Here is a 26,045-nt window from a genome sequence, read left to right on the forward strand (position 1 = left end):
ATTGTTATGGACAGCTAATAGTCGGGCGGGTAATACCAGACTATTCCACTCAACTTTACCATATACCCCACTAATCTGCTCGGGATTAAAACAGAGCTAAATAGCGTCCCTGGAGCGTGCTCCAAAGGCTATCTCCTTAACCTTAGTAAGGCGATCACGGGTAGCTGCAGCCTTTTCAAACTCTAGATTCTTGGCCTCAGAGTTCATTTGCTTCTCCAAACGCTTGATTTCGCCCGCCAGGTCCTTCTCGCCCATGTCCTCATAGCGAGCCCGCTCCTGCTCCACCTGCATCTCAGAGCGCTTCTCCTGGACGTCATAGACCCCATCAATAATGTCTTTAATGCGCTTTTGGACGCCCCGTGGCTCAATTCCATTCGCCTTATCTTATTAAAGGCAATTTGCTTGGTTCGGCGGCGCTCGGTCTCTCCCATTGCCCGCTTCATGGAATCGGTAATCCTGTCAGCGTACAGAATGGCCTTACCTTTAATGTTTCGAGCCGCCCTACCGATTGTTTGAATCAAACTCCGCTCAGAACGCAAGAAGCCTTCTTTATCTGCATCCAAAATTGCGACGAGTGAGACCTCGGGAATATCCAAGCCCTCGCGCAATAAATTAATGCCCACCAAAACATCGAAGACGCCTAAGCGTAAGTCGCGCAAAATTTCTACGCGCCCTACAGTGTCAATATCTGAATGGACGTAGCGCACTTTCACACCGTTATCCGACAAGTAATCTGTCAGCTGTTCAGCCATGCATTTTGTGAGTACTGTTACCAACACCCGCTCATGTACTTTGACACACTCATGAATCTGACTGAGCAAATCATCTACTTGCGAACTTGCAGGTAAGACTTCGATTTCTGGATCGACTAGTCCTGTTGGTCTAGCCACTTGCTCCACCACTTGTCCAGTATGCGTATTTTCATAGTCAGCAGGTGTTGCAGAAACAAACACCGTCTGACGCATCTTCGTTTCAAACTCCGTGAACTTCAGTGGTCGGTTATCCATTGCTGACGGTAATCGGAAACCAAACTCCACCAAAGTGTGCTTGCGAGACTTGTCGCCGTTGTACATGGCATTGAGCTGCCCGATGAGCACATGGCTCTCATCTAGGAACATCAAGGCATCATTAGGTAGGTAGTCCACCAAGGTAGGCGGCGCCTCACCAGGCATAGCCCCTGAGAGGTGGCGGGAGTAGTTCTCAATACCCTTACAGAATCCCAATTCGTTCAGCATCTCTAAATCAAAGCGAGTGCGCTGCTCTAAACGTTGCGCCTCAACCAACTTTCCATCTTTAACAAATTCATCTAGGCGTGTACGTAATTCTGTCTTGATTGTTTCGATTGCTTTTAAAACAGTGTCACGCGGAGTGACGTAGTGTGAGCTTGGATAAACAGTGAAACGTGGAATCTTCTGACGAATTTTTCCAGTAAGGGGATCAAAGAATTGCAAACTCTCAATGACATCATCAAAGAGCTCAACGCGTACAGCCAATTCATTATGCTCAGCAGGGAAAATATCAATCGTATCGCCCCGCACTCGGAATACTCCGCGCTTGAAATCCGTTTCATTGCGGTCGTACTGCATCGCAATTAAGCGCATCAAAATATCGCGCTGACTCATCTTGTCACCGGGACGCAAGGTCATCACCATACTGTGATAGTCCCCCGGATTACCGATACCGTAAATTGCAGAGACTGTGGCCACAATGATGACATCACGTCGCTCTAAAAGGCTCTTAGTAGCAGACAGTCGCATTTGCTCAATGTGCTCATTGATTGATGAATCTTTTTCAATAAACAAATCACGCGTAGGAACGTAAGCCTCTGGCTGGTAGTAATCGTAGTAACTAACGAAGTACTCCACCGCATTTTTTGGGAAAAACTCCCGAAACTCGCTATAAAGCTGGGCAGCCAAGGTCTTATTAGGGGCAAAAATGATGGCGGGACGCCCTGTTCTGGCGATCACATTAGCCATCGCGAAGGTTTTGCCTGAACCAGTAACCCCCAAAAGAGTTTGGAAGGTCAGTCCGTCCTCAATTCCGGCCACTAGAGCATCAATTGCGGCCGGCTGATCACCAGCAGGCGGAAATGGCTGATACAGTTGAAATGGCGAATCTGGGAAGAAAACGAACTTAGCTGGATCCAGGTCATGACCCACCTCACCCAAAGGATCGGCCACAGGGCTTTTCTTGCTTTCTGCGACTTTGGAATTTGAGGAACTTTTAGGCAACTTAGGGGGCATCTCAGCTATCATTTCACCTGTGAGTTTTAGTTCACAGCAAATTTTGTACAAACATTGATTTTGCCGTTTTTATTTGGAAATAGTTGAATCTAGCCTCAAAAACAGCCATTTAAAGTAAATTTAACTGAATTTAACGTCAATTAACCCTGAAATACCCACTTTAAACACTTTTACCACCTATTTTTGACCCTCAAATGAACCTTTTTACTTCAGTCCAACTAGCCCCTAAAGACCCTATTTTTGGCCTCACAGAAGCCTATGTCGCCGATCAACGTGCTGACAAGGTCAACTTAGGCGTTGGCGTTTATTACACCGACGAAGGCAAGGTGCCTCTTTTGAAGGCGGTAATTAAGGCTGAAGAAGCAATTGTTGCGAAGCACTCTCCACGCAGCTACATTCCAATCGAGGGTCCTAACCCATACAACAGCGCAGTACAAAACCTATTGTTCGGCGCTGACTCCTCCCTGATTAAAGATGGTCGCGTTGTAACAGCAGAATGTCTGGGTGGTACTGGTGCGTTACGCGTTGGTGCCGACTTTATCAAGCGCCTCAATTTGAATGCGCCTTGCGCAATTAGCAACCCTACCTGGGAAAACCACCGCGGTATTTTTGAATCCGCAGGATTTGAAGTACTTGAGTACACCTACTTCGATGGTAAAACTCGTGGTGTTGATTTTGATGGCATGGTGAAATCTTTAGAGTCATTTCCAAAGTTCACCACTGTCTTGCTGCACGCTTGCTGCCACAATCCAACTGGCGCTGATATTACCGAAGCTCAATGGCGTCAAGTCATTGATATTTGCAAAGCAAAGCAACTCATTCCATTTTTAGATATGGCCTACCAAGGCTTTGCTGCCGGTATTGAGCAAGATGGTATCGCAGTACGCTTGTTCGCAGAATCTGGCATGTCTTTCTTTGTGTCCAGCTCCTTCTCCAAATCGTTTTCACTCTATGGTGAGCGTGTTGGTGCCTTATCTATCGTGACTCAAAGTAAAGATGAATCTACTCGCGTACTTTCTCAATTGAAGCGCGTGATTCGTACAAACTATTCCAATCCACCTACACATGGCGCCGCTATTGCGGCTGCAGTTCTCAATTCACCAGAACTCAGAAAGCTCTGGGAAGATGAACTAGCTGAAATGCGCGAACGCATTAAAGCAATGCGTCAGGGACTTGTAGAAAAATTAGCTGCTGCTGGCGTAAAACAGGACTTTGCTTTTATTAAAGCTCAGCGCGGTATGTTTTCTTACTCGGGATTAACTGCTGAGCAAGTAGAGCGTTTACAAAAGGAAGATGGCATTTATGCCCTCTCCACCGGTCGTATTTGTGTGGCCGCCCTCAATACCAAAAATATTGATAAGGTAGCCAAAGCAATCGCCCGCGTATTGGCGTAACAACGCGTAATAAGCGGTTACACTGCATTATCAGGAGGCAACATGCTATATCAGTTACATGAATTTCAAAAAGCTTTACTTCAACCAGTAAGCTCATGGGCTCGAGCAGCATCTGAGGCATTTATCAATGCCTCTAACCCTGCTTCAAAAGTTCCAGGGTCTAATCGTTTGGCTGCTAGTTATGAACTTTTATATCGCCTAGGTAAAAATTACAAAAAACCAGAGTTTGGTATTCGTGCGGTGCAGGCTCATGGTCGTGAAGTGGCCATTCATGAAAGAACAGTTTTAGCTAAACCTTTTTGCAATCTGATTCGCTTCAAGCGCTTTTCCGATGATCTTGATGTCATCAAGAAACTCAAAGAGGATCCAGCGGTATTGGTTGTTGCTCCACTATCCGGGCATCACTCCACATTGTTGCGTGACACTGTTCGCACACTCTTGCAAGACCATAAGGTGTACATCACCGACTGGATTGATGCACGCATTGTTCCTGCAGATGCTGGTGACTTTGGTCTTGATGACTATGTTCATTATGTACAAGACTTCATCCGCACTATTGGCGCCGAGAACTTGCATGTGATCTCCGTTTGCCAACCAACAGTGCCTACACTAGGTGCAATTTCCTTGATGGCCTCTGCTGGTGAAAAGACACCTGCCTCCATGATCATGATGGGCGGCCCAATTGATGCGCGCAAGTCACCAACTGCGGTGAATAACTTAGCTGACCAAAAGTCGTATGACTGGTTTGAAAGTCATGTAATTTACAAAGTGCCACCAAGCTACCCAGGCGCTGGCCGCAAGGTGTACCCAGGCTTCTTGCAGCACACCGGCTTTATTGCCATGAATTCTCAGAACCACTTACAGTCACACTGGGATTACTTCCAGAACTTAGTACGTGGCGATGAGCAAGATGCTGAAGCTCATATTCGTTTCTATGATGAATACAACGCGGTCCTTGATATGGATGCCAAGTTCTACTTGGACACCATTAAGACTGTGTTCCGAGACTACTCATTACCAAACGGTACTTGGGAAGTTGCTGGCGATCTAGTGAAGCCACAAGATATTAAGAAAACCGCCCTCCTCACCGTTGAAGGTGAATTGGATGACATCTCTGGTAGTGGGCAAACCCGTTCAGCACACGCCTTGTGCGCAGGGATTCCGAAGGCTGACAAAGACCATTATGAAGTTGCGGGCGCTGGCCACTACGGTATCTTCTCTGGCCGTCGTTGGCGCGAGAAAGTGTATCCAAAGATTAAGTCGTTTATTCGTGAGCACCAAGGTGTTCAGAAGAAAACAAAAGCTAGACCCCCAAAACTGGGTACTAAGAAAGCTGCATAAAATCAGCGGCGCGACTTTCGGGTCGCGCTTCTAGTTTTAGGGCTCGTAACTTGCAATGAACATCAAGCAGACGAAAGAACTTGCCAATCGTCTCGAGGACATCCTTCCTCAAACTCAATGCACTAAATGCGGCTACCCAGACTGCAGAGCCTACGCAGAAGCGATGGCGACAGGTGAGGCTCTGTCTAATCGTTGCCCACCTGGAGGCGTAGAGGGCATCCAGAGGCTTAGCACCATCCTGACACCCATCTTTCCTCAGGATGCATTTGAGCTTCATCCCAGAATCGATCCTGAATGCGGCATCGAGCGCCCTAGACCGGTCGCTTTTATTGACCCTAAGACTTGTATCGGCTGCACCTTGTGCATTCAAGCATGTCCTGTGGATGCCATTGTTGGCGCCTCTAAGCAAATGCATGTGGTCTTAAGCGATTGGTGTACTGGTTGTGATCTTTGCATACCACCCTGCCCTGTAGATTGCATCTCCATGATTGATGTTACTGGCGAGAAAACTGGCTGGGAAGCCTGGTCACCAGAATTAGCAGGACTTGCACGAGCGCGATATGAAGCGCGCGATCTACGATTGGATCGCGAGCAACGCGACAATAATGAACGGCTAGCGAAGAAAGCGGCTGCGAAATTGCAAGCAGTCAATGCAGAAAGTCCGAACTCAGAAGAGGCCATAAAAGAAAAAGAGAGAAAGCGCGCCATCATTGCCGCCGCCATTGCGAGAGCACAGCAAAAGAAATGATGAATCTTGAAAAGCGCCAGGCCTTCTTTGAATTGCTCAGGGAAAATAATCCCCACCCAGAGACTGAACTGGAATACAGCTCCCCGTTTGAATTACTCATCGCGGTTTTGCTCTCAGCACAAGCAACAGATATTTCAGTAAACAAAGGCACTCGTAAGCTGTTTAAGATTGCAAACACCCCACAAGCCCTTCTTGACTTGGGCGAAGAAGGTGTTAAGCCCTTCATTCAACACATTGGATTATTTAACTCTAAAGGCAGGCATATTCAAGAGACCTGCCGACTGCTCATAGAAAATCATGGTGGTGAAGTGCCACAAAATCGTGAGGAGTTAGAAGCGCTTCCAGGTGTCGGTAGAAAAACTGCGAACGTCATTCTCAATACCGCCTTTGGTCAACCCACTATGGCAGTCGATACTCATATCTTTAGAGTATCCAATCGGACAGGATTGGCACCCGGTAAAGATGTTGTAAAGGTTGAAGAGCAGTTACTTAAGCGTGTGCCAAAGGAGTTTTTGATGGATGCTCACCATTGGCTTATTCTGCATGGTAGGTATACCTGCAAGGCGCGCAACCCTGATTGCGAACAATGTATTGTTGAACCACTCTGTGGCTTCAAACAAAAAACTGGGAAAGGAAAAGTTCGTGGCAATATTTAACCCCACTCGTGAAGAAGTGCGTCGTTTTTTTTGACACCTGGAAAAAGAAAACCGAGGATCAAATCCTGACGTTAATGGAAATGATTGCTAGCGACTGGATGGTAGAGCACCCAGAATATCATGCAGTGTTGGCGGATCCAGAGAGCGCAGTTGCGCAAGACTACACACCAGAGCGCGGTGAGACTAACCCCTTCTTGCACCTCTCAATGCACCTCTCGATTAGCGAGCAAACATCCGTTGATCAACCGCCAGGAATAAAAGAGATTTTCGAATCCCTGGCAAAGAAACTGGGCTCTAAGCATGAGGCACAGCACGCCATGATGGAATGTCTTGGTCAGGTTATGTGGGAAGCGCAGAGAGAAGGTCAACCACTGAGTCCCGAGAAATACCTCGAGGCACTCAAGAAACTAAACTAGCAAATACAATTACTTGCTAATACCCCTGATATGCAAATTTTCAATGGCAGTAACCAACTTGCTCAAACGCTCTTTATCTGCAGTATCTAATGGCTGATCATTTTTTTGAGATTGCAGTGAAATCTCCGCATCCTCAAGATCCAATACTACCTCAGTAACGCGAATACTTTTATCTTTCTCAGTACCATCAATCAACTGATACAAATTAAAGTAGAGCGCGGAAAGACTTTGATTTTCCAAGTCAGGACTTAACGGAAACTTACTTTTAAATACCCCAGCTAAAGCTGCCCTGGCATCACCCACCGTTTTGGCATGCCGTAAAAAATATTTCATATTTTGAATGCGATTACCAATCTCAAATTGATACTCAATTAGCCGCGCCTTATTCTTTTGCTCGGCCTCATAGTGGTGTTGAATTTGCTGAAGTGTGGCGGCCCCGCCAGTAATAACAATTGACGATAAAAACCACATACCAACTGCTGAATTAAGAAACTCCATTAACTTAGTCGAGAATTTTTTCTCAACCTGTGCAATTTCTGTATCCAATTTATTCACGCCGGATTTTGCAGCGTTAGTCTCGGATTCGAGTTTTAACCTAAATTCATGACGAAATTTTTCTTCAGCTTCAATAATTTTTTTCTTTTCTTCGCTAAGCATCTGATCCATATTCCATTAGATTGAGATCCATATTAAGAGAGAGCCGCAATCGCAGCCTTAATTGCTGCCGGCAACTCTTGGGCTAATTTTTTTCTTGCCTCTAAATTTGTTACTGGGGTTAGCTGAGTCTTGATAGACCAAGCCGACCCCGGGAAGAATGCATCGTCTTTGTATCTCGGAATGACATGCCAATGTATATGCGGAACCATATTTCCGAGTGCGGCTATATTGACCTTATCTGGGCGCATTACATGACGTACCGCTTCCTCCACTGTAAATACCAAGGCCATGAGATGCTCACGCTCACCATAGCTCAGGTCAGTCATTTCTGCGACATGGCGATTCCAGATCACGCGGCAAAAACCCGGAAGTTCGGGATCATTTACGAGGATGATGCGGCAGTCATCACCGCGCCAAATCAACTGGCCCTCTTCAGGCTTAAGTTCGTCTTTACAAAGTATGCAATTAGTCATGTGAAGAATGTAAACGAAAACGGCACCTAAGTCACCCTTATGGGGTTATTTAGGTGCCGCGGCAGTATTAGTGTGCTACTGCTTGCTACATACTACTTAGGGATTTCTTAGTGGAACTGCTCTTCTTCTGTAGAACCAGTCAATGCTGTTACTGAAGACTTGCCACCTTGAATCACAGTAGTAACATCGTCGAAGTAACCAGTACCAACTTCTTGCTGATGGGATACGAATGTGTAACCACGATCACGAGCAGCAAATTCTGGCTCTTGTACTTTCTCGATGTAAGCAGTCATACCGCGCTGCATGTAGTCTTGCGCCAAGTCGAACATGTTGTACCACATAGAGTGAATACCAGCTAATGTGATGAACTGATACTTGTAGCCCATTGCGCCTAATTCGCGTTGGAACTTCGCAATCGTTGCGTCATCCAAGTTCTTCTTCCAGCTGAAAGATGGTGAGCAGTTGTAAGCCAACATCTTGCCTGGGAATTTCGCACGAATTGCTTCAGCGAACTGACGAGCAAAGTCCAAATCAGGCGTACCTGTTTCACATCAAACCATATCAGCGTATGCGGCGTATGCCAAACCACGGGAGATCGCTTGATCCAAGCCCTTACGTGTTTTGTAGAAACCTTCAGATGTGCGCTCGCCCGTCAAGAATGGCTTGTCATTTGCATCGTAGTCAGATGTCAACAAGTCAGCAGCTTCAGCATCGGTACGGGCCAAGATGATAGTTGGAACGCCCATTACGTCAGCGGCCAAACGTGCAGAGATCAATTTCTGAACAGATTCAGTAGTAGGCAACAATACTTTGCCACCTATGTGACCGCACTTCTTAACAGAAGAGAGTTGATCTTCGAAGTGAACACCAGCAGCACCCTGCTTAATTAATGCCTTGCTCAATTCAAATGCATTCAATACACCACCGAAACCAGCTTCAACATCAGCAACGATTGGAGCAAAATATTCAATACAACCAGCATCACCTTTATTGATGCCTTTAGCGGTTTGAATTTCATCAGCACGTTGGAATGAGTTGTTAATGCGCTCAACCATCTTTGGAACTGAGTCAACTGGATACAAAGATTGATCTGGGTACATCGCTGCGTATGAGTTACCGTCAGCAGCAACTTGCCAGCCTGACAAGTAGATAGCCTGAACGCCAGCCTTAACCTGTTGCATTGCTTGACCACCAGTTAAAGCACCTAAGCAGTTAACGTAAGCTTCGTTGTTAACCAATTCCCAGAGACGCTCTGCGCCATGCTTTGCCAATGTGTGCTCAATCTTCAATGAACCGCGTAAACGTACAACGTCCTCAGCTGTGTAGCCACGAGCAATACCCTTCCAACGTGGATTGGTATCCCAGTCTTTTTGTAGTGCTGCGATTTCTGCTTTGCGATCTGTCATGTTTTTCTCCCTAAGTTAAACAAGTACTTCAAATATTTGGACATTCAAGTCTTATGTCTTATATAAGAGTGTAAGTGTCTGAGAAAAGCATGCAAGAACTATTTCATAAATAAATAAATAAATAAATAAATAAATAAATAAATAAATAAATAAATAAAAATATTTAATTCAATTAATACAGTAACTTATAGAATGTATTTTATATTATGAAATTATTCACCAAGGGGTGATAGAAACCCCAGACTGAGATGTTGCACTGCATTTTGCGTATGGTAATATCTTTTCACATTATGAAAAGATAGAAGTTCTTTTACGCAGTTTTGGAAGTGCTGATGCTCGCAACCTTAAATCCAGTCAAGATAATCATCAACTGAAGGACTGCCACGCCTATAAATAAGGACCTTGGCAAGCCGATATCCAGGAAAATTCCGAAGATCAAGGGGCTTAAAGCTGCGCCAAGATCAATGCCGGAACAGACAATGCCGTATACCCTACCCGATGAGCCTGACGGCGTTGCAGAGCGAATCATCAAATCCCGTGATGGGGCAGCGATACCCAATCCAAGGCCAATCACAATAAAAGAAATCACAATCAATTCAAGTGGCACCAATCCAGTAGCCAACAAAAGACCCGTCGCGATATTCACCGTGAAGCAGATCGTAATAATGCGTTCGGGCACTTTTAATTTACTAGCTAGATAGCCACCTAGAAGCATTCCTCCAGCACCGCCCATAGACATCAGAGTGAGATAGTAATTTCCAGATCTCACGGCAATGTCATAGATTTTAAAAAGTGCCGTTGGTGCAAATGATTGCAAGCCAGTAGTTGCAGCCATACTAAAGAAAAAGAAAATCCAACAGAGCCAAACTACAGGCAACCTCAGAAAGCCAAAGGTACTCATCGGACCGCCGCCAGGATTACTTTGGGCATGGCTTGCCTGGGATTCCTCTCGCCTCGCATGAACATCATCAATTAAGCGTGCCCGGCCTAGCCACAGGGTTAGCAGTATCAAAGCCTCAAGCAATGCTGCAGATAAAAAGGCGATACGCCAATCAGCAATGCTAGCTACCGCCACCATAAATGCTGGGGCTGCAGCCCAACCGATATAATCAGCTACCCCGTGAATGGAGTAAGCGTAAGGCAAATTGGGCGGTGAAATTTTGTGATCGATTAGCGTGTAATCAACAGGATGAAATATCCCATTACCGCATCCTGCAATCACCGCACCCAGCAACAGCATGGCATAACCATTGCTCTGTGAATAAGTGAGCGCAGCCAGTGCAAGCAAACCCACTCCAGCAAACAATACAGGTCGAGCCCCAATGCGATCGACTAAAAATCCAGATGCCGCTTGAACAATGCAGGAAACCACAAAGAAAATGGTCATAAGCAGACCAAGCTCAGCATAATTAAAGCCAAACTCTGCCTTTAACCATGGGAACATGGGTGGCAGAATTAAATGGAAGCTACCGTGAGCCAGGCTAATAAGACCAACAACCCGGACATCACTGGCGCGCCTCATTACTAGGGCATCAGTCATGTACCGAGTTTACTGGCGCAGGAATATTCCTGCTGATTTTTCTAAGAATTACTTGCTAAAGCTGAAATCGCCGTTCTTATCGACGCCCACAGGAACAATGTCCTTAGGGCCAAACTTGCCTTCCAAGATCATCTTGGATACTGGGTTCTCGATATATTGCTGAATCGCACGCTTCAGAGGTCTGGCTCCAAATGCTGGATCAAAACCGACCTCTGCAATCTTGCTCAGAGCGGCATCACTCACTTCCATCTGCATATCGACCCTTGCCAGACGATCTGACAAATTCTTCAGCAAGATCTTCGCGATATTCGCAATATTGTCTTTATCCAAACCATGGAACACGACGATTTCATCAATACGATTGAGGAACTCAGGACGGAAGTGATTCTTCAACTCTTCAAATACTGCATCCTTGATTTCAGATTGCTTCTTATCTGTCATCGACTGAATGAGATGTGAGCCGATATTGCTAGTCATCACAATCACGGTGTTCTTGAAGTCCACAGTACGACCTTGACCATCGGTTAAGCGACCATCGTCCAATACTTGCAAGAGTACGTTGAAGACATCTGGATGCGCTTTTTCAATCTCATCAAATAAGATCACGCTATACGGATGGCGACGCACTTGCTCGGTTAGGTAACCACCCTCTTCGTAACCTACATAACCTGGAGGCGCACCGATTAAACGAGCAACGCTGTGCTTCTCCATGAACTCACTCATGTCGATACGGATGAGGTGATCCTCGCTATCAAACAAGAAACCGGCCAAGGCTTTGCAGAGCTCAGTCTTACCAACACCAGTAGGCCCTAAGAATAAGAATGATCCATAAGGACGATTCTCTTCGGCAAGACCAGCGCGGGAGCGACGAATCGCATCAGATACCGCACGAATTGCCTCTTCTTGACCAACCACGCGCTTATGTAAGAGCTCTTCCATCTTGAGTAACTTATCGCGCTCACCTTGCATCATCTTCGACACTGGAATACCTGTAGCACGTGACACGACCTCTGCAATCTCTTCTGCACCCACTTGGGTTCGCAAGAGCTTACTCTTCACTACGCCATCTTTATCGCCTTTAGCTTCAGCAGCCGCTGCAGATTTGAGCTTTGCTTCGAGCTCAGGCAACTTGCCATATTGCAATTCGGCAACTTGCTCCAACTTACCATCGCGTTGTAACTTGGCAATGTCGGCGCGGACTTTTTCAATCTCTTCTTTGAGATGAGCGGCACCCAGCACGGCACCTTTTTCTGCTTTCCAGATTTCTTCTAAATCAGCATACTCAGCACCTAAGCGCTTGATCTCATCTTCAATCAAACCCAGACGCTTTTGCGAGGCTTCGTCTTTTTCTTTCTTGACAGCTTCACGCTCAATCTTGAGCTGAATAAGGCGACGCTCAAGCTTATCCATTACCTCAGGCTTAGAATCAATCTCCATCCGAATACGTGAACCGGCCTCGTCAATCAAATCGATAGCTTTATCCGGTAAGAAACGATCCGTAATGTAGCGGTGCGATAGCTCGGCCGCTGCCACAATAGCAGGATCGGTAATCTCAATGCCATGGTGAAGCTCATAGCGCTCCTGCAAACCACGCAAGATCGCAATAGTCGCCTCAACGCTAGGCTCTTCAACCATAACCTTTTGGAAACGACGCTCGAGCGCTGGATCTTTCTCAATGTATTTACGATATTCATCTAAGGTGGTTGCGCCGATGCAGTGCAATTCGCCGCGCGCTAAGGCTGGCTTGAGCATATTGCCGGCATCCATCGCGCCATCACCCTTACCAGCACCAACCATCGTATGAATTTCATCAATAAAGATGATGGTTTGACCTTCATCTTTAGCTACATCGCTCAGAACAGCCTTGAGGCGTTCTTCGAATTCACCGCGGTACTTGGCACCAGCCAATAGCAATGCCATATCCAGCACGAGGACACGCTTATTCTTGAGGGTTTCAGGAACTTCGCCATTAATAATGCGTTGAGCTAAGCCCTCAACGATGGCAGTTTTACCAACGCCTGGCTCACCAATCAACACCGGGTTATTTTTACCGCGACGTTGCAAGATCTGTATGGTGCGACGAATCTCATTATCACGACCAATCACAGGATCAAGCTTGCCCATACGAACACGCTCAGTTAAATCGACGGTGTATTTCTTTAAGGCCTCACGTTGACCTTCAGCATCTGCACTATTCACTGAATCTCCTCCGCGCACTAAATCAATAGCCGCTTCTAACGATTTACGATTTAAACCATTCTCACGAGCAATCTTCCCGAGCTCACCTTTGTCATCAGCCACCACCAGCAAAAACAATTCACCGGCAATAAATTGATCATTGCGCTTGTTAGCCTCTTTTTCACATAAGTTGAGCCAGCTACTTAAATCACGACCAACCTGCACTTCGCCACTAGTGCCCTGCACTTCAGGCAGGTTACTAATGAGCTTTTCGGTAGCTTTCTCAAGACCAGGAACATTGACGCCTGCGCGGGTTAATAAACTCTTGGCACCGCCATCTGAATCACGCAACATAGCCAACAATAAATGGGCTGGCTCGATATATTGATTGTCTTTTGCCAAAGCAAGGCTTTGCGCCTCACTGAGTGCCTCTTGAAACTTAGTAGTTAATTTATCTATTCTCATTTTTAAGTCCTATCTACTTCAACTATTTTTAATACATATCTATCTATAAAATATAGGGGCATTATTGACAATTTCAAGTGTTTTAGAGCCCTTTTTAAGCGAATTTACCCTCATTTTGACCTGGCTTGTTTATCTCCTAGAGTGTTCTGATGGCAGCTATTACGCTGGCATTACCAACCGCCTAGAACATCGCTTGGGAGCCCATAATTCGGGGGAAGGCGCTCGATATACAAGGGCTCGTAGACCAGTCACCCTTTTGGCGACCCAAGAGCGCCCAGATCGATCTGAAGCCTCTAAGGCAGAGGCTAAATTAAAGAAGTTACCGAAATCGGAAAAGTTAGGCTTTTTTAAAACCTAGAACGGGGTTTCGGACACCCATCACCACACAGTGGCATGTGAGGGTACGGGGTTGCTATTTACCTTGATACTTCGCAATACTTGCCTTCAGATCGCTGTACTCCTCACAACTAAATAGGCAGGCCTTATCTAGCCTAGCCAACATAGCCTCAGCCCCAGGCAAATCCTTCTTCATCAACAACAACTCACCGTAATATTCCAATGCAGATCTATGGCTTGGATCAATCTTGAGTGCTGCCTGGTAATACTTTTCAGATGAAACCAAATCAGAGGTGGCTGCTTTTTGCGAAGACTGTATCCCATCCGGTTATTCCAATCCGCAGAATCGACATCATTGGCTGACTGCAACTGCTTCAATGCTTGGTCGTAATTGTTAGATTTGATGCTGGCGCGAGCATCCGTTAGCCAAGCAGGGTCAGATTTAGTTGGAGCACTATCAGCAACAACAGAAACTACCCATGGCGCTATTGCGATTGCTAAGGATGCAAGTATTTTACTAAGCGCATTCCAGTTCATTGCCTTCATCTTTTGGGGCCTTATCTTTATTCTGCTTTTTGTAGGTAGTCGCCAAAACTGAAAATGGAATTTGGCCCCAGTGGAACATCTTCTACTTTCTTAAAGTGGGTTTTAACTACCCTCTGCACTTCGCCCTTAGACGGCTTGCTCACCTTCAATTCTGGATAAGAAAAAGTCTGACGCTCAGGAGCAGTTTTGGCATCGCTAAATCGTGGCACATAATCTTTAATAGCATCGGAGAGATTCATATTAGCCATGCAACTGAGCATGTAAGTCTCCAAGGATTGGTAGAGCTCACTTGCAATATCGCAAGCTTCAACCTTACGCTTTTTAATGTAATTCATGGCCAACACAACATCCTTAATAGTGACCATTCTAGGATCACGTAAAAGCGTATAACCTCCGTTCCGACCCTTTGTGCCTTTGACAATTCCGGCGGCACGCAATGCACTGAGCAAAAGCTCGATTCGGCTAATCGATAATTTTTGGCGCTGCGCCAACTCTAGGCCAGTAACCGGATGGATAGCGGTTGAATGGGTTGCTATGTCAACCAGAGTATTTAGTGCGGCTTTAACAGCGGTATTAACGTTCATGTTGAATTTAACAAATATATTAAATTGAAATCAGTATCGGATTGAATGCCATATTTTGTTGAGCTAGGATCTTTAACCCTTTTTAAGTCATGGTTGCCATTATCCCAAATAAGCTCTTAACTCAGCAATCAGGCTTTTAATTTGCTCCGGCCTGAGGAACTGACCAAGTTCAATCTTCTGCCCCGTCTGCTCTACAAAAAATACCTTTTTATTGCCTTCTGGCTGAGACAACCTCACCCAGCGGGTATTAAATTCCATCACAGTCTCTTTATAGGCAATAAACTTTCTCACCAATAATTGAGTACCACTGATTTCGATCGCTTCAAAATCCAAGGCATGACGGCAGTAGATCAAAAAAACCGACGGTCACTGCGGTCAGGTCTATAGCAGTGAATATCAGGATAATTTTTACGCCAGCCAATAAAAAATCTGTGGCTACAGTTAAGGAAAGAACAACCAGAGCAATGTAGAACTTGAGCAGCTGACCGGGGGTCAATGCGCAATTTCGTCTCATCTTCCAGATTTTCATTTTGGGATGTGAATCGTCGTTAATCTTGCGATTTAACTATTCTCTGATTTGGCTTTTTTGGCCTTTTCAAGCTGTGCAGTGCTGCGCTCCTGAAAATCAACCATGGAGTGATAGCCCATTTGGTAGCAAGGACAATGTTTACCTAAAATCCAGCGCGCGAGCCTCACTCGCAGTTTTTGCGTCATATTTTTTCTCCTGTGAATATTATGTAACGTAATTGAAATTTGTCATTCCTGCCTGACAAACGAAAAAAGGCTTACTCCTCGGATGCGGTTTTTTTGACCTTAGGAGATAAAACGGATGCATGACTTTTTGCCGACATGAGGGGTGGTGCACTCATTTTCTCGCCATCCCATACTTGACCACACCAACACTCTCCAGCTTCATTGATGATGCAAACGCCTGAGCCACAGCAACGTTTATCTGGTGGTTTCATGTTTCACCTTTTAATCCCGAACAATTCATAATGAAACCTATTCTAGAGTTTTTATTGAAATAAGGTATTCACCCTGGCTAATAGACAACCCATGCAAAACCAGTTATTTGATCTGCCAAATGCGCCCGAGTCGGTAGTCCTGCTGAAGAAAGATGGGTTGACTGAATATCTCCATCATTTTTACGATACCGAAGAATCTGATCATCTTTATAAAAAATTGCTGAACTCTCTTTCCTGGGAGGTGGATGAGATCAAGATGTTTGGTAAGTTAGTAAAGACCGCAAGAAAAGTTGTCTGGGTGGGTGATCCAGAATGCGCATACACCTACTCTGGAGTTCAAAAAACACCTCAGGCCTGGACTAATGAGTTATTGCAAATGAAGCATAAGCTTGAACAATTCACTGGGTGCACCTATAACTCTTGCTTACTTAATCTGTATCACACTGGTGATGAAGGTATGGGATGGCATAGTGATGATGAGAAAGAGCTAGACAGTACAGCCCCTATCGCATCAATCAGCTTAGGTGCTCGACGCAAGTTTACGTTTCGCCATAAGCAGGACAAAACTACTATCCCAGTATTTCTTGATCATGGCAGTTTACTCATCATGCACCCACCCATTCAAGAACATTGGCATCACAGCCTCCTCAAAACAAAGACTGTTACAAGCCCCCGCATTAATCTCACCTTTCGAAAAATACTTCCCCGAATATGAGGGGTGGCTAATTAATTCCAGCGGGCCATTGCAGCATCGTCTGTGACACGGGCATCAACCCATTTACTACCTTTAGGGGTCTCTTCTTTTTTCCAAAATGGTGCTGCTGTTTTGAGGTAGTCCATGATGAACTCACTAGCAGCAAATGCCTCTCCTCTGTGCGCACTAGTAACCGCCACTAAAACAATTTGATCTTCAGGCAGAAGTGGTCCCACTCGATGGATGACTAGAGTCTTGTAAAGATCTCAGCGGCCTCTGGCTTGTCGAATGATTTCCTCTAGGGACTTTTCTGTCATGCCAGGATAGTGCTCCAGCGTCATGCCTTTAACTTGACTGCCGTCATTCATGTCTCGGACGGTGCCAACAAAAGTCACTACCGCTCCTACACGAGGATCATTCTTGCGCAGCGCCTTAACTTCAGTAGTGAGGTCAAAGTCTTGCTCTTGAATGCGGATGAAATCGTTCTGCATCTTAGCCACCAGTAACCCGGGGGAAGAAAGCCACTTCAGCACCTTCTACTAAGGGAGTAGATTCGCTCACCATCTCTTGATTTAAGGCGCAACGAATTACCTTGCCACTTGCCAGCACCTCAGCCCAAGGTTTTCCTCATTGGGCAAGATAACTTCTTAAGTCAGCAATGGTTTTGATTTCAGCTGGCACAGTGATGCTCTCGGTGGAAAGCCCTAGACCCTCCCTTAAAGAGGCAAAGAATCGTAATTCGAGTTTCATACTGAGATCGTAATACGATTAAGCGAGGAGCGCGTTAAATGGAATGTACTTCACCATATCGCCAGCCTTAAATGTTGCCCCAGGCGCGCAATCTACCAAACCATCACCCCATGAAGCGCTTGTGAGCACTCCAGAGCTTTGGTTAGGGAATAGATCTAAACCGCCCTGCGAATTGATTTTTACGCGTAGGAACTCATTGCGACGATCTCCTTTAAGCCAATCAAAGTCAGCTCGCATTGGGTAGGACTGTGGCATACCCGCATCTCGTCCTTGTAGCTTCAGAATAAACGGGCGAACAAATAGCAGGAATGTCACAAAACTAGAAACCGGGTTACCAGGTAGTCCAATAAACCAAGTTTCACCATCTTTGTTCTCGGTTGACTTGCGCACCGCACCAAAAGCCAAAGGCTTACCCGGCTTAATGCCAATCTGCCAAAGATCTAATCTACCTTCAGCAGTCACTGCCGGTTTGATGTGATCCTCCTCACCAACAGATACACCGCCAGAAGTAATAATCAGATCGTGATCTTTGCTAGCCTTGCGCAGCGTTTCTTTCGTAGCCTCAAGACTGTCGGGAACGATTCCAAAGTCTGTGGCATCGCAGCCCAAGGATTTAATGCATGCCAATAAAGTATCGCGATTGGAGTTGTAGATACCGCCCGGTTTGAGCGGCTCACCAGGAAGAGAAAGCTCATCACCAATAAAAAATGCAGCCACCCTAACCTTACGCTTTACATTTAAATGCGTTAAGCCAGCAGATGCTGCAACACCTAATTCTTGTGGGCGCAAAAAAGTACCCGCGCTGAGAGCCGTTTTGCCTGCAGTGAGGTCCTCACCTCTTCGGCGGATCCATTGACCTGATGTTGGTGCAATATTGATCTGCACTTGATCAGTTGAACCCTCTGGAATAGCGCAATCTTCTTGCATGACAACTGCGTCAGCACCCGGAGGAACTGGGGCACCAGTAAAAATTCTGGCAGCAGTGCCTGACTCTAGCTGCATACCCATAGATCCCGCCGGAATACGTTGGGCAATCTTGAGGATGCTTCCAGGAGTTTGGGTATCTGCAGTACGCACCGCATAACCATCCATGGAGGTGTTATCGAGTGGGGGCACATCTACCAAGCTGTTAACACTTTCAGCAAGCACGCGGCCAAGCGTAGCTTGCATAGCAACTGTCTCACTCTCACCTACAGCTTTTGCATTTGACAGCAAGTGATCTAAAGCCTGCTGAGCAGTCAACATCGGAGGCTTAGTCATGGCGCTTGATTTCTGAGTTAATTAACGTGGGCAGTAATGAAGTTTTTCACTTGATTGACATCGGCATCTATATTTTCAACGCGCTGCGGCTTTGACTTGATGTCTTTAAATGCCGGCGGGCATTCTGCAGGACGCCCCAATGCCACTTCAATCGTTTCTTCAAATTTAATAGGTAAAGCAGTCTCGAGAACAATCATCGGAATGCCTGCTTGCAAGTGCTCACGCGCAACCTTCACACCATCAGCGGTATGGGTATCAATCATGACGCCATACTGTGAGTCAATATTACGAATTGTCTCAAGGCGGTTTTCATGAGTACTGCGGCCGGATTGGAAGCCGTACTTAGCAATATCTTTAAAGACGGTATCTTTAGAAATATCAAAGCCACCCGCCCCATCAACCTGTTTAAACATGGCAGCGGTTGCCTTACCATCTTTACCCATTAGATCAAATACAAAACGCTCAAAATTACTCGCCTTGGAAATATCCATGGATGGGCTTGAGGTATGCAAAGTCTCAGCAGACTTACGCGCACGATACACACCAGTGCGGAAGAACTCATCGAGAACATCATTCTCATTCGTAGCAGCAATCAAATGCGCGATTGGTAAGCCCATCATGCGGGCAATGTGGCCAGCGCAGATATTGCCAAAGTTACCAGACGGCACAGTGAAAGATGCTTTTTCCTCGCTCGATTTGGTTGCTAGCAAATAACCTTGGAAGTAATACACAACCTGGGCAACTACTCGGCCCCAGTTAATTGAGTTGACGGTTCCAATGTGGTGGCTTGCCTTATAGCTATGATCGTTGCTGACTGCTTTGACAATATCTTGGCAGTCATCAAATACACCTGCAACCGCTAAGTTGAAAATGTTCGGATCTTGAAGGGAGTACATTTGCGCGGACTGGAAAGCACTCATCTTGCCGTGTGGAGAAAGCATGAAAACTTTCACACCCTCTTTGCCACGCATAGCGTATTCAGCCGCACTACCGGTATCACCAGAGGTCGCGCCCAAAATATTAAGCTTCTGACCTTTTTTCTTTAACGCGTATTCAAAGAGATTGCCGAGCAACTGCATCGCCATATCTTTGAACGCCAATGTTGGTCCGTTAGACAAACTCAGTAAACCAATACGTGTGCCCTGCTCTTCGCCCAACCAATGTAATGGGGTAATGTCTTTGGCGTTATCTTCAGTCCGGCCATTGCAATAGACTTGCTCCGTATAGGTCTTTCGTAATAAAGCATGCAAATCCGCTTCAGGAATGTCATCACAATACAAACTCAAGACTTCATAAGCGAGATCAGCATAAGACAATCCACGCCATGAATCCAACTGCTCTTTAGTGACTTGTGGATACTCAGTCGGCAGATACAAACCACCATCCGGTGCCAATCCACCAAGGAGGATTTCTAGAAAGGATTGTTGCGGGCTATTGCCACGAGTTGATTGGTAACGCATGTATTTATTTTAGGAAAGATTTTCTAAGCGGATCTTCACAACTTCGCCAGCAACAGTTTTCAAATTCTGGATTTCAGCAATCGCTGCCAGCATGTGCTTTTCTTTAGTCTCGTGAGTCAATGCAACCAAATCAGTCTGGCTTTCACCTTCGTCTGCTTCTTTTTGTAACAGTGCATCAATGGAGATGCTGTGAGACGCCAAAATCTTAGTGATGTCGGCTAACACTCCGGCCTGATCGGCCACACGTAAACGCAAGTAATAGCTGGTGATGATTTCGCCCATTGGCAGTACAGCGATATCGCGCACTGCATCCGGCTGGAATGCTAAGTAAGGAACGCGATTCTCTGGGCTTGCACCCAATAAACGGGTGATATCCACTAAGTCAGCGATCACAGCAGAAGCGGTTGGTTCTGAACCCGCACCTTTACCGTAGTACAGAGTGGTGCCAACGGCATCACCAAATACCTGAACGGCATTCATAGCACCTTCAACGTTTGCAATCAAACGCTTTGTCGGAATCAAAGTTGGGTGCACACGTAACTCAACACCAGTAGCTGTCTTCTTGGCGATACCGAGCAACTTAATGCGATAGCCCAATTGCTCAGCATATTTAATATCGATGGCATCCAGCTTCGTAATACCCTCAACATGGGCTTTTTCAAATTGCATTGGAATACCAAATGCAATTGCGCTCATGATGGTTGCCTTGTGTGCAGCGTCTACACCTTCAATATCAAATGTCGGATCCGCTTCTGCATAACCCAAACGCTGCGCTTCTTTGAGGACGGTAGCAAAGCCCAAGCCTTTGTCACGCATCTCAGAAAGAATGAAATTGGTTGTGCCATTGATGATGCCGGCGATCCACTCGATGCGGTTTGCAGTCAAACCTTCACGGAGTGCCTTGATGATTGGAATACCGCCAGCAACAGCCGCCTCAAATGCAACCATCATGCCTTTTTCATGGGCAGCTTTAAAGATCTCATTGCCATGCACGGCGATCAAAGCCTTGTTGGCTGTGACTACATGCTTGCCAGCGGCAATTGCCTCTAGTACTAAATCTTTAGCAATGCCGTAACCACCGATCAACTCAATAACGATATCGATTTCAGGATTATTGATTACTGCACGCGCATCGCTCACCACTTGAGCACGGTCTTTTACCAACTCTTTGGCACGTTCTACATTGAGATCAGCAACAGTGTTAATGCGAATACCACGACCAGCGCGACGGGTAATCTCATCCTGGTTACGCTCGAGAACAGTAAATACTCCACCACCTACAGTGCCAATACCTAATAGACCAACTTGAATCGGTTTCATGATGCCTTTGTTGCTGTTGAATTAGCCGCTTTACGACTATGTTTTTGACGATAACACTCTAGAAAACGTGCAAGACGACCAATCGCCTCTTTAAGCACATCTTCGTGAGGCAAGAACACTACACGGAAATGGTCTGGCTTACCCCAGTTAAAACTGGAGCCCTGCACTAACAACGCTTTTTCTTCTTTCAAAAGATCGGCAACAAATTGCTGATCATCCTCAATCGGATACATCTCCGGATCGAGCTTCGGAAATAGCTACAAAGCAGATTTTAGCTTGACGCAAGTCACGCCGGGGATCTCAGTAATCAGTTTCCAGGCAAGATCGCGTTGCTTGGCTAAGCGACCACCCTCATTTACTAAATCATTAATACTTTGATAGCCACCCAATGCCGTTTGAATGGCGTACTGACCTGGAACGTTGGCACACAAACGCATTGAGGACAGCATATTGAGACCCTCAATGTAATCTCGAATCATATCTTTATCCCCAGAAACTATCATCCAGCCAGCACGGTAGCCGCAGGAGCGATAGTTCTTGGATAAGCCATTGAAGGTAATAGTGACTACATCGGTGGAAAGAGATGCCAAAGAGATATGCTTCTCCTTGTCGTACAGCATCTTGTCGTAAATCTCATCAGCAAACAAAATCAATCCATGCTCACGGGCAATAGAAGTTAACTCTGTCAGCACTTCCTTCGAATAAATAGCGCCTGTTGGATTGTTGGGATTAATTACCACAATTGCTTTAGTGCGCGGTGTAATCCTTTTACGCAAGTCTGCTAGATCAGGAGCCCACTCTTTGGACTCATCACAGAGGTAGTGGACTGGGGTGCCACCAGATAGACTCACAGCAGCTGTCCACAATGGGTAGTCAGGGGCCGGCACCAAAACTTCATCGCCGTTATTAAGCAATGCATTCATTGCCAGAACGATCAATTCTGAAACGCCATTGCCGGTATAAATGTCATCCAAAGTAACGCCTTGGATGCCTTTTTCTTGGCAATACTGCATGATGGCCTTACGGGCCGCAAAGATTCCCTTGGAATCAGAGTACGCTGAGGCATTACCCAAATTGCGGATCATGTCCAACTGAATCTCTTCTGGAGGATCAAAGCCAAAAACACCCACATTACCGATGTTTAATTTGATGATTTTGTGACCCTCTTCCTCCATGCGCTGAGCAAGCTCCAGCACGGGTCCACGAATGTCGTAGCAGACGTGATTGAGTTTTTCGGACTTTAGGATTGGTTTCACAATAAATTAAAGGGTAAGTTCTTGAAAACTGGGGAAAAACAGCTAGCTATAATCCTCATAATTATGACAGAGAGTCCATGTGAAGCTTCAATCTGACCCCCATTCCGGAGCCAATACGATCACCGGTTACGGTGATGGCTACATCGAGATCAATAAGATCCCCTACAGTCACGCGGTTTTATTGAGCTCGGATGGCGAAATCCTAGAATGGGGCGTTAAATCCTTTGAGGAGCTGAGTTCGGCAGATTTCACTCAAATGGCCTCCCTCAAGCCTGAATTAATCATCATTGGCACCGGTAAGCGTCAGCGCTTTCCAAAGCCAGAGCTACTAAAGACCCTCATTGAGGCCAAGCTGGGCTTCGAAATAATGGATTCTCAAGCTGCCTGTCGCACCTACAACATACTTGTTGGCGAAGGTCGCCAGGTTCTACTGGCCCTTATCGTGGAAGCTATCTAATGCAGTTTGGCCAAATTCGGCAGTCGAGCGCCCTCAACCCGATAGCTATTTTGATTCTGGTGCTGATTTATGTCCTAGTGTGGTTTGGCACCCTGAACTACCGCCATCTCATTCCATCAGACGAAGGGCGTTACGCCGAAATTGCTCGCGAGATGCTCGTCACTGGTGATTGGGTTACCCCTCGTTATAACGGCTACAAGTATTTTGAAAAACCCCCATTACAAATTTGGGCTACCGTTACCGCCTTCAATCTTTTTGGCACCGGCGATTGGCAAGCGCGTTTATGGACTGCGCTCACTGGATTTCTAACAATTGTATTTATTGGGTTTACTGGTGCACGCATCTATAGCGCTCGAGCAGGCTGGTTGGCCGCTATCGCTCTAGCATCCAGCCCAATGTGGGTGATTGGCGGACATATCAACTCACTGGATATGGGCTTGTCAGCTTTTTTAGTTGCTGCACTCTGCAGTCTTTTATTGGCGCAAACGAGTCATAACCCAAGTGATACCAGAAGATGGATGTGGGCCTGCTGGGCCTTCATGGCCCTAGCAACACTATCTAAGGGCGTGATTGGGCTAGCCATACCGGGAATGGTGTTTATTGTTTACTCCATTACTGCTTGGGACTGGAAAGTCTGGAAGCGGTTGCACATCATTAGCGGCACGATTTTATTTTTAATCATTACTGCGCCTTGGTTTGTTCTAGTAGCCCAACGCAATCCAGAGTTTCTGGAGTTCTTCTTTATTCATGAACATCTGCAACGTTTTACGCAAACAGCTCACAGCAGAACGGGGCCGATTTATTACTTCATCCCACTTCTACTGCTAGGCTTTTTGCCATGGATTGCACAAACCCCTGGAGCCCTTGCTCAGGCTTGGCGGGAACGCAACCGTGAGTTCTCCAGCGGCTGGTTACTCACCTGCTGGTTTGCCGTGATCATGGGCTTCTTTAGCGTCTCTCAATCGAAATTACCTGGCTATATCATTCCAGTCTTCCCAGCATTAGCAATGCTTGTCGGTCATCGCTTGGACCGCAATCTGGGCTTTAGCAATTCACTGGGATTCCCTTGGAAGTTGCAAGCCCTCTTCTTTGCAATCTTGGGGGGTATAGGCTTTTTCTTTTTAGGTGAAGTTGGCAAGCAAGCAAGGCCAGATGAAATTGAATCCTATGCGCAATACACTTATTGGATCGTTGCAGCGCTGATCACATTAATTACATTTAGCTTGCTGGCATTCATGCAAAGCAAACGAAATGGCTTGAGCAGCATCACGAGTTTTGCGAGTGGCTTTTTTCTCTGCGCAATGATTGCGGGCACGGGCCATGAAACCCTAGGCCGGGCGGTATCTGGCATCGACTTAGTGGAAAAAGTGAAATCTGAGATCCCAGAAAAAGTGAATTTTTATTCCATCCGAATTCTGGATCACACCGTACCCTTCTATTTAGGTAGAACCATGATCATGGTGGAGTTTCCCGATGAGCTGGAGTTTGGTGTAAAAAAAGAACCCCAATTGTGGCTTCCGACCTTCGATGCCTTTATCGAGTGCTGGCAAGAAGACCAGACCGCTTATGCGTTAATGTTTCCAGAGCAATATATCGAATTACAAAAACTCAATGTCCCAATGCAAGAAGTAGGAAGAGATTCTCGGCGCGTCATCGTTAAACACCCAGAGCCGCAAAGCAGTTCTGCACAATAAATTCCTAAGGCCACTATGTCAGTCACCCAAAGTACCCTGCCTTTTATTCCATTTACGCGCCCACACTTCAATCAAGAAACGATTGATGCTGTTGCCGAAGTGTTGCGTTCTGGCTGGGTGACTTCAGGACCCAAGTTGGCTGAATTTGAGGCGACCTTGAGCGACTATTTTGGTGGTCGCCCTGTGCGCTGTTTTGCCAATGGCACTGCCACCATGAAAATCGCACTGCAAGTTGCAGGCATTGGACCGGGTGATGAGGTGATTACCACCCCAATCTCATGGGTAGCCACTTCCAATGTCATTCTGAGTGTCGGGGCATCACCTGTATTCGTGGATATTGATCCCATCAGTCGCAATATCGACTTAAATAAAGTGGCGGCAGCCATAACACCCAAGACGCGTGCCATCATGCCTGTCTACTTAGCTGGACTACCAGTCAACATGGATCAACTCTATGACTTGGCTAAGCAACGCAAGCTGCGCGTGATTGAAGATGCTGCTCAAGCCTTTGGCTCGCAATGGAAAGGTCAAAAGATCGGCAGCATTGGAGATCTCGTGAGCTTTAGTTTTCAAGCAAATAAAAATTTATCTACCGTTGAAGGTGGATGCCTTGTTCTTAACAATGCAGATGAAGTAAGACTGGCAGAGAAGTTTCGCCTGCAAGGACTCACCCGCCAAGGCATGGATGGAATGGATGTAGACGTGCTTGGTGGCAAGGATAATTTGACGGATGTCAATGCTGTTATTGGCTTACATCAACTGAAGCAATTACCAGGATTTCAGACACGCAGAACTGCATTAGCAAGGCAGTACTTTGATGCGATTCGCAGTGAATTAAAGTCAGCTGGTTTAGATAAACTCAACCTAGAGTTACCAGTAGAAAACTTTACCGACAGTAATTGGCATATGTTCCAAGTTGTTCTGCCGCTTGAGCAATTGAATGTAGATCGCACGCAGGTAATGACTGAACTCAAAGATTTGGGCATTGGCACTGGCATTCATTACCCCACTATTACTGGATTTACGCTTTACCAAAAACTGGGCTACAAAGTTCAAGCCACCCCAGTGGCTGAGCGTATTGGCCACTCCATTTTGACCCTCCCCCTCTTTCCAGACATGGCAGATCAAGATATTGGCCGTATAGCTAGTGCTTTGACTGGGATTCTGAAGAAACATCGCAAAAACTAGTACCGAGAGCGGAATCAG

25 protein-coding genes and 5 pseudogenes are annotated in these 26,045 nt (G+C 46.1%); 10 read left to right on the plus strand and 20 right to left on the minus strand.

Going from position 1 to position 26,045, the window contains the following annotated elements; all coding sequences use genetic code 11:
* Positions 1-96 precede the first annotated feature (96 nt).
* Positions 97-2,255 (minus strand): annotated as a pseudogene (uvrB, locus tag DXE44_RS06355) (excinuclease ABC subunit UvrB).
* A gap of 182 nt (positions 2,256-2,437) precedes the next feature.
* On the opposite strand from uvrB, the gene DXE44_RS06360 reads away from it, so the two are divergent.
* The 5 genes and pseudogenes from DXE44_RS06360 (at position 2,438) to DXE44_RS06380 (ending at position 6,798) form a co-directional block, all read left to right on the plus strand.
* Positions 2,438-3,637 (plus strand): amino acid aminotransferase, encoded by a 1,200-nt coding sequence (locus tag DXE44_RS06360; RefSeq protein ID WP_114653571.1) that lies wholly within the window; start codon positions 2,438-2,440, stop codon positions 3,635-3,637.
* A gap of 42 nt (positions 3,638-3,679) precedes the next feature.
* A complete protein-coding gene (locus DXE44_RS06365; protein ID WP_114653573.1) occupies positions 3,680-4,978 on the plus strand; it encodes a polyhydroxyalkanoate depolymerase in 1,299 nt (432 codons plus the stop codon).
* Between the two features lie 55 nt (positions 4,979-5,033).
* A complete protein-coding gene (gene rsxB / locus DXE44_RS06370) occupies positions 5,034-5,726 on the plus strand; it encodes an electron transport complex subunit RsxB (RefSeq protein ID WP_114653575.1) in 693 nt (230 codons plus the stop codon).
* Positions 5,726-6,382, plus strand: a complete 657-nt coding sequence (nth, locus tag DXE44_RS06375; RefSeq protein ID WP_114654378.1) for an endonuclease III — start codon at positions 5,726-5,728, stop codon at positions 6,380-6,382. The genes rsxB and nth overlap by 1 nt, the downstream gene beginning before the upstream one ends.
* Positions 6,375-6,798: pseudogene (locus DXE44_RS06380) on the plus strand (DUF1841 family protein). The gene nth and the pseudogene DXE44_RS06380 overlap by 8 nt, the downstream one beginning before the upstream one ends.
* Positions 6,799-6,807: 9 nt before the next feature.
* Here DXE44_RS06380 and DXE44_RS06385 read toward each other — a convergent pair.
* The 5 genes and pseudogenes from DXE44_RS06385 to clpB form a co-directional block, all read right to left on the minus strand.
* Positions 6,808-7,464, minus strand: a complete 657-nt coding sequence (locus tag DXE44_RS06385) for a hypothetical protein (protein WP_114653577.1) — start codon at positions 7,462-7,464, stop codon at positions 6,808-6,810.
* Between the two features lie 23 nt (positions 7,465-7,487).
* A complete protein-coding gene (locus DXE44_RS06390; RefSeq protein ID WP_114653579.1) occupies positions 7,488-7,928 on the minus strand; it encodes an HIT family protein in 441 nt (146 codons plus the stop codon).
* Positions 7,929-8,035: 107 nt separating this feature from the next.
* Positions 8,036-9,334: pseudogene (gene aceA, locus DXE44_RS06395) on the minus strand (isocitrate lyase).
* A 310-nt stretch (positions 9,335-9,644) separates the two neighbouring features.
* On the minus strand, positions 9,645-10,874 hold the full coding sequence (locus DXE44_RS06400) for an MFS transporter (protein WP_114653581.1): 1,230 nt from the start codon (positions 10,872-10,874) through the stop codon (positions 9,645-9,647).
* 48 nt (positions 10,875-10,922) lie between these two features.
* Positions 10,923-13,517, minus strand: a complete 2,595-nt coding sequence (gene clpB / locus DXE44_RS06405; RefSeq protein ID WP_114653583.1) for an ATP-dependent chaperone ClpB — start codon at positions 13,515-13,517, stop codon at positions 10,923-10,925.
* A gap of 115 nt (positions 13,518-13,632) precedes the next feature.
* On the opposite strand from clpB, the gene DXE44_RS06410 reads away from it, so the two are divergent.
* Positions 13,633-13,875, plus strand: a complete 243-nt coding sequence (locus DXE44_RS06410; RefSeq protein ID WP_114654379.1) for a GIY-YIG nuclease family protein — start codon at positions 13,633-13,635, stop codon at positions 13,873-13,875.
* A 54-nt stretch (positions 13,876-13,929) separates the two neighbouring features.
* Here the strand turns inward: DXE44_RS06410 and DXE44_RS11210 are convergent, their stop codons facing one another.
* From DXE44_RS11210 to DXE44_RS06430, 7 genes are all read right to left on the minus strand, one after another.
* On the minus strand, positions 13,930-14,139 hold the full coding sequence (locus tag DXE44_RS11210; protein WP_331851839.1) for a tetratricopeptide repeat protein: 210 nt from the start codon (positions 14,137-14,139) through the stop codon (positions 13,930-13,932).
* Complete coding sequence (locus DXE44_RS06415; RefSeq protein WP_197712857.1) at positions 14,049-14,399, minus strand: hypothetical protein; 351 nt, start codon at positions 14,397-14,399, stop codon at positions 14,049-14,051. The genes DXE44_RS11210 and DXE44_RS06415 overlap by 91 nt, the downstream gene beginning before the upstream one ends.
* Positions 14,400-14,416: 17 nt before the next feature.
* Positions 14,417-14,983: an RrF2 family transcriptional regulator gene (locus DXE44_RS06420; protein ID WP_114653585.1), complete on the minus strand. Its 567-nt coding sequence runs from the start codon at positions 14,981-14,983 to the stop codon at positions 14,417-14,419.
* A gap of 99 nt (positions 14,984-15,082) precedes the next feature.
* Positions 15,083-15,337, minus strand: coding sequence for a DUF2244 domain-containing protein (locus DXE44_RS10705; RefSeq protein WP_231970605.1), 255 nt, complete (start codon positions 15,335-15,337; stop codon positions 15,083-15,085).
* The gene (locus DXE44_RS11415) at positions 15,306-15,512 is read right to left on the minus strand and encodes a DUF2244 domain-containing protein (protein ID WP_415065284.1); all 207 of its coding nucleotides are present in this window, start codon (positions 15,510-15,512) and stop codon (positions 15,306-15,308) included. Before DXE44_RS11415 ends, DXE44_RS10705 begins: the two co-directional genes overlap by 32 nt.
* A gap of 32 nt (positions 15,513-15,544) precedes the next feature.
* Complete coding sequence (locus tag DXE44_RS10105) at positions 15,545-15,697, minus strand: hypothetical protein (protein WP_162785895.1); 153 nt, start codon at positions 15,695-15,697, stop codon at positions 15,545-15,547.
* A gap of 71 nt (positions 15,698-15,768) precedes the next feature.
* A complete protein-coding gene (locus DXE44_RS06430; RefSeq protein WP_114653588.1) occupies positions 15,769-15,948 on the minus strand; it encodes a hypothetical protein in 180 nt (59 codons plus the stop codon).
* 91 nt (positions 15,949-16,039) lie between these two features.
* Here DXE44_RS06430 and DXE44_RS06435 point away from each other — a divergent pair, with 91 nt between their 5' ends.
* Entirely contained in the window at positions 16,040-16,663 is a 624-nt protein-coding gene (locus DXE44_RS06435) for an alpha-ketoglutarate-dependent dioxygenase AlkB family protein (protein WP_114653590.1), read from the plus strand.
* Between the two features lie 11 nt (positions 16,664-16,674).
* Here DXE44_RS06435 and moaE read toward each other — a convergent pair.
* From moaE to DXE44_RS06465, 7 genes and pseudogenes are all read right to left on the minus strand, one after another.
* Positions 16,675-17,133 (minus strand): annotated as a pseudogene (gene moaE / locus DXE44_RS06440) (molybdopterin synthase catalytic subunit MoaE).
* A gap of 1 nt (position 17,134) precedes the next feature.
* Entirely contained in the window at positions 17,135-17,251 is a 117-nt protein-coding gene (locus DXE44_RS11215; RefSeq protein WP_331851840.1) for a MoaD/ThiS family protein, read from the minus strand.
* Positions 17,252-17,269: 18 nt separating this feature from the next.
* The gene (locus DXE44_RS11220; protein WP_331851841.1) at positions 17,270-17,392 is read right to left on the minus strand and encodes a MoaD/ThiS family protein; all 123 of its coding nucleotides are present in this window, start codon (positions 17,390-17,392) and stop codon (positions 17,270-17,272) included.
* Positions 17,393-17,410: 18 nt separating this feature from the next.
* Positions 17,411-18,652 carry a molybdopterin molybdotransferase MoeA gene (locus tag DXE44_RS06450; protein WP_114653592.1) on the minus strand — a complete coding sequence of 414 codons (1,242 nt, stop codon included), beginning with the start codon at positions 18,650-18,652 and terminating at the stop codon, positions 17,411-17,413.
* A gap of 17 nt (positions 18,653-18,669) precedes the next feature.
* Entirely contained in the window at positions 18,670-20,112 is a 1,443-nt protein-coding gene (gene thrC, locus DXE44_RS06455; RefSeq protein WP_114653594.1) for a threonine synthase, read from the minus strand.
* A 9-nt stretch (positions 20,113-20,121) separates the two neighbouring features.
* Positions 20,122-21,432: a homoserine dehydrogenase gene (locus tag DXE44_RS06460; RefSeq protein ID WP_114653596.1), complete on the minus strand. Its 1,311-nt coding sequence runs from the start codon at positions 21,430-21,432 to the stop codon at positions 20,122-20,124.
* Positions 21,429-22,688: pseudogene (locus tag DXE44_RS06465) on the minus strand (pyridoxal phosphate-dependent aminotransferase). Before DXE44_RS06465 ends, DXE44_RS06460 begins: the two are co-directional and overlap by 4 nt.
* Before the next feature lie 79 nt (positions 22,689-22,767).
* Between DXE44_RS06465 and DXE44_RS06470 the strand changes: the two are divergent.
* The 3 genes from DXE44_RS06470 to DXE44_RS06480 are packed head-to-tail and all read left to right on the plus strand — an operon-like array spanning position 22,768 to position 26,027.
* Positions 22,768-23,145 (plus strand): Mth938-like domain-containing protein, encoded by a 378-nt coding sequence (locus DXE44_RS06470; protein ID WP_114653598.1) that lies wholly within the window; start codon positions 22,768-22,770, stop codon positions 23,143-23,145.
* Positions 23,145-24,839 (plus strand): glycosyltransferase family 39 protein, encoded by a 1,695-nt coding sequence (locus DXE44_RS06475; protein WP_114653600.1) that lies wholly within the window; start codon positions 23,145-23,147, stop codon positions 24,837-24,839. Before DXE44_RS06470 ends, DXE44_RS06475 begins: the two co-directional genes overlap by 1 nt.
* A gap of 15 nt (positions 24,840-24,854) precedes the next feature.
* The gene (locus DXE44_RS06480; protein ID WP_114653602.1) at positions 24,855-26,027 is read left to right on the plus strand and encodes a DegT/DnrJ/EryC1/StrS family aminotransferase; all 1,173 of its coding nucleotides are present in this window, start codon (positions 24,855-24,857) and stop codon (positions 26,025-26,027) included.
* Positions 26,028-26,045 lie beyond the last annotated feature (18 nt).

Source organism: Polynucleobacter necessarius, from assembly GCF_900095175.1.
In the GTDB taxonomy this organism is placed as follows: Bacteria; Pseudomonadota; Gammaproteobacteria; order Burkholderiales; family Burkholderiaceae; genus Polynucleobacter; species Polynucleobacter necessarius_I.